General features: G+C 62.6%; 5 protein-coding genes. All 5 read right to left on the bottom strand.

Going from position 1 to position 8,071, the window contains the following annotated elements; genetic code table 11:
- A partial coding sequence (tuf, locus tag F455_RS0109825; protein WP_018971197.1) for an elongation factor Tu occupies positions 1-845 on the bottom strand: 845 nt, incomplete at its 3' end.
- 50 nt (positions 846-895) lie between these two features.
- On the bottom strand, positions 896-2,986 hold the full coding sequence (fusA, locus tag F455_RS0109820) for an elongation factor G (protein ID WP_018973118.1): 2,091 nt from the start codon (positions 2,984-2,986) through the stop codon (positions 896-898).
- 129 nt (positions 2,987-3,115) lie between these two features.
- The gene (gene rpsG / locus F455_RS0109815) at positions 3,116-3,583 is read right to left on the bottom strand and encodes a 30S ribosomal protein S7 (RefSeq protein WP_018973117.1); all 468 of its coding nucleotides are present in this window, start codon (positions 3,581-3,583) and stop codon (positions 3,116-3,118) included.
- Between the two features lie 129 nt (positions 3,584-3,712).
- Positions 3,713-4,090, bottom strand: coding sequence for a 30S ribosomal protein S12 (gene rpsL, locus F455_RS0109810; protein WP_018973116.1), 378 nt, complete (start codon positions 4,088-4,090; stop codon positions 3,713-3,715).
- A gap of 454 nt (positions 4,091-4,544) precedes the next feature.
- Entirely contained in the window at positions 4,545-8,042 is a 3,498-nt protein-coding gene (locus F455_RS0109805) for a S8 family serine peptidase (protein ID WP_018973115.1), read from the bottom strand.
- Positions 8,043-8,071: the final 29 nt, after the last annotated feature.

The following is an 8,071-nucleotide window of genomic DNA, read 5'->3' as shown; positions in this document are numbered from 1 at the left end:
CGCAGCAGCAGGCCCGCGTTGTCGCCCGCACGGCCCTCGTCGAGCAGCTTGCGGAACATTTCCACGCCCGTCACCGTCGTCTTCTGCGTCGGACGGATGCCGACCACTTCGATTTCGTCGCCGACCTTGATGATGCCGCGCTCGATACGTCCGGTCACCACGGTGCCGCGGCCCGAGATCGAGAACACGTCTTCCACCGGCATCAGGAACGCCTTGTCGATGTCGCGCTTGGGCTCCGGAATGTACGTGTCCAGCGCCTCCACCAGCTTGATGATCGCCGGCACGCCGATTTCGCTCTGGTCGCCCTCGAGCGCCTTCAGCGCCGAACCCTTGATGATCGGGGTGTCGTCGCCCGGGAACTGGTACTTGCTCAGCAAGTCGCGCACTTCCATTTCGACCAGCTCGAGCAGCTCGGCGTCGTCCACCATGTCGGCCTTGTTCAGGAACACGACGATGTACGGCACGCCGACCTGGCGGCTGAGCAGGATGTGCTCGCGCGTCTGCGGCATCGGGCCGTCCGCGGCCGAGCACACCAGGATCGCGCCGTCCATCTGCGCCGCACCCGTGATCATGTTCTTCACGTAGTCCGCGTGACCCGGGCAGTCAACGTGCGCGTAGTGGCGGTTCGGCGACTCGTATTCCACGTGCGCCGTCGAGATCGTGATGCCGCGCGCCTTCTCTTCCGGCGCCGCGTCGATCTGGTCGTATGCCTTGAATTCGCCACCGAAGCGTTCTGCACCAACCTTCGTCAGCGCCGCCGTCAGCGTCGTCTTGCCGTGGTCCACGTGACCGATCGTGCCTACGTTCACGTGCGGCTTGGTCCGCTCGAATTTGCCTTTTGCCATGACGTCTCTACCTCAATGTATAAAATGTAACGAAATGAACTTTTAAAGAATCAACCTTTCTTGATCACCGCTTCGGCGATGTTGGCCGGCGCCTCGGCGTAGTGATCAAATTCCATCGTGAACGTGGCGCGACCTTGACTCATCGAGCGCAGGCTGGTCGCGTAGCCGAACATCTCGCCCAGCGGCACCTGCGCCTCGATCAGCTTGCCCGACGGACTTTCGTCCTGGCCCTGAAGCACACCGCGCCGGCGGGACATATCGCCCATCACGTCGCCCATGTAGTCCTCGGGAGTCACCACCTCGACCTTCATGATCGGCTCAAGCAGGACCGGATTGGCCTTCGCGAAGCCATCCTTGAACGCCATCGAGCCGGCGATCTTGAACGCCATTTCGTTCGAGTCGACCTCGTGGTACGAACCGTCGATCAGGCGCACCTTCACGTCCACCACCGGGAAGCCGGCGAGCACGCCGTTGCCGAGCTGCTCGCGAATACCCTTCTCGACCGCCGGGATGTATTCCTTGGGAATCACGCCGCCGACGACCGCATTTTCGAACTCAAAACCCGTACCGCGCGCTAGCGGTTCCATCTCGATGACGACGTGGCCGTACTGGCCGCGACCGCCCGACTGGCGCACGAACTTGCCTTCCTGCTTGACCGCCTTGCGGATCGTTTCGCGATACGCGACCTGCGGCTTACCGACGTTCGCCTCGACGCTGAACTCGCGTTTCATGCGATCGACGATGATGTCCAGATGCAGTTCGCCCATGCCGGCGATGATGGTCTGGCCCGATTCCTCGTCGGTGCGCACACGAAACGACGGATCTTCCTGGGCAAGACGCGACAGCGCGAGGCCCATCTTCTCCTGGTCGCTCTTGGTCCGGGGTTCGATCGCCATCGCGATCACCGGCTCCGGGAAACTCATCTTCTCGAGCGTGATCACGTGGTCGGTCGCGCACAGCGTTTCGCCCGTGGTCACGTCTTTCAGACCGACCGCAGCGGCGATGTCGCCCGCATGCACTTCCTTGATCTCGTCGCGGTTGTTCGCGTGCATCTGCAGCAAACGACCGATACGTTCCTTCCTGCCCTTGATCGGATTGAACACGGTATCGCCCGAGTTCAACGTGCCGGAGTAGACGCGGAAGAAAGTCAGCGACCCCACGTACGGGTCGGTCGCGATCTTGAACGCGAGTGCCGCGAACGGCTCGCCGTCGCCGACCTTGCGCACCTCGATCTTGTCGTCTTCGTCGTGCCCCGTCACTGGCGGCCGATCCGACGGCGCAGGCAGATAGCGAATCACGCCATCGAGCATCGCCTGCACGCCCTTGTTCTTGAACGCCGAACCGCAGAACACCGGAATCATCTTGTTCGCGAGCGTGCCCGCGCGGATACCCGAAATGATTTCGCCTTCCGTCAGCTCGCCGCCTTCCAGATACTTGTTCATCAAGTCTTCGGAGGTTTCCGCCGCCGACTCGATCATGTGTTCGCGCGCCGCCTTGGCCTTGTCGATCAGGTCCGCCGGAATGTCGCCGAACTCGAACTCCATGCCCTGGGATGCCATGTCCCAGTGGATGGCCTTCATCTTGAGCAGGTCGACCACGCCCTCAAAACCGTCTTCCGCTCCGATCGGCAACTGCATCGGCACCGGATTCGCGCCGAGGCGCGCCTTGAGCTGGCCGACGACCTTGTCGAAATCCGCGCCTTGGCGATCCATCTTGTTGACGAAGGCGACGCGCGGCACACCGTACTTGTTCGCCTGGCGCCATACCGTCTCGGACTGCGGCTGCACGCCACCGACCGCGCAGAGCACGAATACCGCACCGTCGAGCACGCGCAGCGAACGCTCGACTTCGATCGTGAAGTCGACATGCCCGGGCGTATCGATGATGTTGAATCGATGCTGCGGGAACGAACGATCCATGCCGGTCCAGAAGCAGGTCGTCGCGGCCGACGTGATCGTGATCCCCCGCTCCTGCTCCTGCTCCATCCAGTCCATCGTCGCCGCACCCTCGTGCACCTCGCCAATCTTGTGATTGACGCCGGTGTAGAAGAGGATGCGCTCCGTGGTCGTGGTCTTTCCGGCATCGATGTGGGCCATGATGCCGAAGTTACGGTAGCGTTCGATTGGCGTGCTGCGTGCCATGATTGCTGGATCAGAGTGTTGTTCGGCTATGCCGGAGTGAAAGGAATTTCGTGGCTTCAAAACGGGAGAAGGCGGTCATCACGACCGCCGTTCTCGTGCGACCCCACTAAATGGGGGCAGATTGCAGATTTACCAGCGATAGTGCGAGAAGGCCTTGTTCGCGTCCGCCATGCGGTGCGTTTCTTCGCGCTTCTTCACGGCACCGCCGCGGTTTTCCGACGCTTCGAGCAGCTCGGCCGCGAGCTTGCGCGGCATCGAGTTCTCGCTGCGCTTGCGCGCGGCCTCGATGACCCAGCGCATCGCCAGGGCGACGCGGCGCGAGGCGCGCACTTCGACCGGAACCTGATAAGTGGCACCACCGACGCGGCGCGACTTCACTTCCACCGCCGGCGCGACATTCTGCAGCGCTTTTTCGACGAGCTCGAGCGGCGTGGCGTTCTTCTCGCCGATGTGAGCGATCGCACCGTAAACGATGCCTTCGGCGATCGATTTCTTGCCGCTCTGCATCACCATGTTGATGAAACGCGAGATCAGCTGGCTGCCGTGCTTCGGATCGGGCAGGAGTTCGCGGGTAGGGGTATTGCCTTTGCGTGACATAGTCTCTTCTCAATGATGCGGCCACGAAGACCGCTTGATACTCAAGTGCCCGAGGCACCTGTCAGGGTAAATTTTTGAAAAGTGCGGCCAGATGCGGCCGCTCTGGTCCGGGCATGGAAGCCCGGAAAATTAGCTAGCCTTCGGCTTCTTGGCGCCGTACTTCGAACGGCTCTGGCGACGCTTGGTCACGCCGGCCGCATCGAGCGAACCGCGCACCGTGTGGTAACGCACACCCGGGAGATCCTTCACGCGGCCGCCGCGGATCAGCACCACCGAGTGCTCCTGCAGATTGTGGCCTTCGCCACCGATGTAGCTGATCACTTCGAAGCCGTTGGTCAGGCGCACCTTGGCGACCTTGCGCAGAGCCGAGTTCGGCTTCTTCGGCGTCGTCGTGTAGACACGCGTGCAGACGCCGCGGCGCTGCGGGCAATTTTCCAGCGCCGGCGAGGCGCTCTTGTAGGTCTTCGGGCTGCGCGACTTGCGCACGAGCTGATTGACGGTAGACATGCTGTTTTTGATCCGGATTATGAATTTTTTGCAATCGTCCTGATCGCGAAGATCAGCAAGGCAGTCATCCTGACCGCGCTTCTCGACGGGATAGACGAAAACGCAGCCCGAACATGATCCGGGCTGCGAAGAAGCGAAAGTATAACTAGCGCTTAACAAAACCGTCAAGCTTCAGGCCTTCGGGTCTTGTCGGACCTCCTTGTGACGATTCCAAGGGGCATCGTGCCCCTCATGTCGTTTGCAGCGCACTCACCCTCGAAGCAACGCCAGAGCGCGCACTCGAGGGCCGGTGATGATAGCTGCATCGCGCGGCATTGACAACAACCGCGGATGTGCTTGCCTGCCGCCGTCGAGCTCTCGACGCGGGGCGCGAAATCGGTCTGGATCGACGCTGCTTTTTCCAAAGGAAGGGGCGCATCGCGCCCCTCCTTCAAGCAATCCCGCTTGCAAACGCTTAATTGTGGGCATTCACCTGGATCGGTATCACCGCCTTCGGTATCTCCGTAAGCGTGGACGGCTCCAGATAGTTGACGTTGAAACAGACATAGGTCGATGCGGAAGTGCTGGGCGCATAACCCGCCGCCGTCGCGGTAAAAGTCACTTCAACGGGAGCGCCAGCGGTCACGGCGCCTTCTTTCGGCGTCAGGGCCAGCCAGCCCGGATTGCCCGCGCAGGAAACACGGGTGGTCACGGTTAACGCCAACCCGGGGCCGTATCCGCTGGTGCCGGTATTCGACCAAGCAGCGTTTTGATCGGAGTTGATATAGGCCCACGCTTGATCGTTGCCATACCAGCTGGTATCCCAGCTCCAGCCCTCGGTGCAACCATTGCCATCGCGTTTGTCGTTGCACGGAAGATCGGGATAAACCACGACCCAGTATCGGCCGGCCGCGAGTCCGGTGGCCTGCCCGGCCGCGAGCAGATCAAGCCTGATCACGTCGCCGGTCACGTCGACTCCCGCGCTTCCTGCCGTCGCATCGAAGCTCCACGCCGCGGTATCCCCAGGAAGTCCGCCATTGTCAGGATAGATGCGCCAATGCAGCGGCAAACTGCTGCCGAACGACGCCAGGGGATGAGCTGCCTGACCTGCCGCGACGATTGTGCTCAGATCGACGCTGTCTCCGGAAACGACAAAGTCGTCGGCAAGGAATTGGTCTAGATCTCCCGGTCCCGGGCTGAGGTAGTGGGTACTCGTGAAATAGTAGTAACCGGCGTTGTCCTTCTGGTCGATCCAAGTCAGCGGGGCAGCCCCTTGAGCCGCGGAATTGAAGGTCATCTTTCCGCCACCGACGTTGGCGAAGTCCAACGTCGCACTGCCGGTCGGCGCCCCCGCCAGGTCGATGTTCACGACATTGGACGAGGTCGTCATCGCCGCTGTCGGCACGGCCACGGAAACAGGCAAGTGCAAATCCGACAGCGTCTGATAGTTCGGTAGCGGATTCGGCGCCGGGGAAAGGACGACCTTGCCCGTACCGTATCCGGCCCCGGGGACGAGTTGCCCGGCGTCGACACTGAACGTCAGTGTGACCGTTCCGCCCGCTGGAACCGAGAATGTCGACGGAACAATCGTGATTTTGTCTGCCAGCGCCCCAAGCGAACTCGTCGTCCAGGTGGTCGTCGCCGTCTGGGTGCTGCGGAAAGTACGGGTGAAGCTGCAGCCGCCTGCGCAATGGAAATTCTGCATGCTGGCAATGTTGAACGCGCTGGCATCGCCGCCCTGAGTGGGATCACCGGTGAAATAATTGTCGGCAACCTCATCCAAAACCAGACCCGCGGCCGCAGCCTTGTCTACTTGAACGCGACCCGAGCCCGCGTCATACACGTCCACCGGAGTCTTGCCGTCCGCCTTGGTCAGACCATTCGTCGTCGCCGTCATCATGAGCGCCGACTTGATTTCCGCGGCGGTCCAGTCGGGGTGCGCCTGCACGAGCAGGGCCGCCGCGCCGGCGATATGTGGCGACGCCATCGACGTGCCGCTATCGAAGGCGACGGCATCCGGATCGTCGTTGGACAGGATGACGCCCGTCTGCGGCACATAGGCATTGTTGAACGCTGCCAGCGTACCGACGCCCGGTGCGGCGATGTCCGGCTTGATGACGTCGAACGGGACCGGCGTCAACACCGGGCCGAGCAGACTGAAACTGGCAAGGACGTCCCCTTGACCGGCCGGCCGCGAGTCGGGATAACCCAACAACGCCGTGCCCTTGCCCGCATTCGCCGCCAGGTAAGCCTGCAAAGCGAGCCCATCCGACTGGCTGGTCGAGAACACCGCCACGTCGACCGTGGGGGGGCCGACCGTCGGGCTGAACGGGGACTCGACGCGATTGTCGGAAATGACCACGGCAATGGCGCCGGCGGCAATGGCATTCGGCACCTTGGTGGCGAACCCGCAAGTGCCGCGACTGATCAGCGCGATCGCATCCTTGAAGGTATCCGCGGGATAGGCAGTGCATCCGTCCGTGCCATGCGTGGGCGCCTTCGAACTGCCGGGGTCTCCCGCGTCGAACTGAGGGCTCAGTACGATCTTCGTGCTGGGCGGAAGCGACGCCGTCAGCGGCGTATCGTAAGTTCCCTCGGTAAGAGCAACGGCTTGGGTAGCCGCCGGAGGTTTGCCCGGGCCACTGAGGCTCAACTGCATCGTCGCCTCGCCCGCAGGCGGCGTGCTTGCGGCGACCGTGGTCACCCAAGGCATCGCATTGCCCAGCGTTCCAGGCGATTGCGAAGACTGACGCGCGCACGTCGTTACTGGCCGCGTGTTGCCGGCGGACAGCGCGGTGAAGATGTTCGCATCCTGGGCGGCAAGGAAAGCGAGCGAAACCGGATCGCTCCAGTAGCTCGGCTCGCTGCAGCCGCCGAACGACATGTTCAGCACATCGACCACGCCATCGCTGATCGCATCCTCGATCGCGCCAATCTCGGAAGCGTCGCTCGCCGAGCCGCTGCCTGGCGGGGTGATGCTGAAAATCGAAAGATTCGCGTGCGGCGCAATGCCGGAAAGATTCGCACGGAAACTAAGGATGCTGCCTGAGCGTGCATTGCCGCCGGCGGTACTCGCCGTATGGCTGCCGTGACCGTTTGTGTCCTCGACGTTGACGCCCGCTTCGCCCTGACCACGCTTGTATTCGTCGTAGACCGCGATGACCTTGTCGTTGCAGCCGCCGAAGCTGATGTCCGACACGTCGCAATCACCGAGATACGTTCCGCTACCCAATGGATTGGTCACCGCGTAGCCGCTCGCGTCGGTGGCTTGGAACGAGGGGCTCTGGCTGTTGTAACCCGTATCGATGACGCCGATCACCACGCCATCGCCCTTGTAGCCCGAGCCGCCGTTCAGGTCGCCGAACAGGCTGTCGAGCGTCGGGTAGGCGAAGCCGTCGCCTGGCGGACGCCGGCCGTTGCCACGCCAGAGGACATCGGCGCCGATGAAGCGCGAGCTGACGTCATCGTCCGGGTAGATCGTGCGGCTCGGCACGACCGAGATCACGCCCGGCAGCGAACGCACCTGCGCCGCCTCCTTTTCGCCGAGCACCATAACCGCACCGTTGATCGCGTGCTGGAACGTGCGCGCGAACGGTACCGATCGGCCCAGCGTCTTCTCGATTGACTGCCGATGCTGCGCCTGCTCGGCGACCAAGCTCGCGCGGTAGCTGCGCGCGGCGTCGCTGCGCATGTCCATATGAGCGCGGCCATTGGCCTTGGTTGAAAACGGGATGGTCGCGGTCGTCTCGAGGCTCTTCGCAGCGCCCGACTTCAGCGCGCGATCGCGCAGCGCCACGGAGGGCTTGGAAAACATGACGATATAGGTCTTACCGGCAACATTGGCGACGCTGTCCGCGCTCGCAGCGCGTACTGAACCCGTAGCCACGGGGCCGGCCTGCGTCGCCGCCGTTGTCACCAGACACGCCGCAATGCCGGCCGCCAACAGGCAGGGCCGAATCAAATTCGAACTCATCTCGATGCTCTCCTCAATGCACCAACAAA

The sequence above is a fragment of the Rudaea cellulosilytica DSM 22992 genome, assembly GCF_000378125.1.
Taxonomy (GTDB): Bacteria; Pseudomonadota; Gammaproteobacteria; order Xanthomonadales; family Rhodanobacteraceae; genus Rudaea; species Rudaea cellulosilytica.
The sequence above is the reverse complement of the archived record's forward strand: the minus strand, read 5'-3'. Positions and strand labels throughout refer to the sequence as shown.